The organism is Campylobacter concisus, assembly GCF_002092855.1.
Taxonomy (GTDB): Bacteria; Campylobacterota; Campylobacteria; order Campylobacterales; family Campylobacteraceae; genus Campylobacter_A; species Campylobacter_A concisus_AI.
Map to the genome: position 1 here is coordinate 1 of NZ_LVLC01000028.1, position 388 is coordinate 388.

The 388-nt window shown below is 46.4% G+C and carries 1 pseudogene; it reads right to left on the reverse strand.

The features are described 5' to 3' along the window. Positions 1 to 388: pseudogene (locus A3223_RS07520) on the reverse strand (excinuclease ABC subunit B); the annotation flags it as partial.

The window sequence follows — 388 nt, forward strand, 5'->3', positions numbered from 1 at the left end:
GTCAAATAGCACCTCAACTTGGTTGTCACTATCTTTTATCTCGATGATCGGGTCAAGCAGCCCGGTAGGACGCAAAATTTGCTCATAGACGTGCCCCTGGCTGATACCAAGCTCGTACTCGTTTGGCGTAGCTGAGACAAAAAGAAATTTCGCCTTTTTACTTATAAATTCATCAAATTTAAGTGGCCTGTTATCAAGCGCTGATGGCAAACGAAATCCATACTCCACAAGCACCTCTTTGCGGCTCCTATCGCCCGCATACATGCCCCTAAACTGTGGCAAACTCACATGACTCTCATCGACGATAACCAGATAGTCTTTGCCACTTATCTCAAAGTAGTCAAACATCGAGTACGGTGTCTCTCCGGGCTTTTGTCCGGTTAGGTGG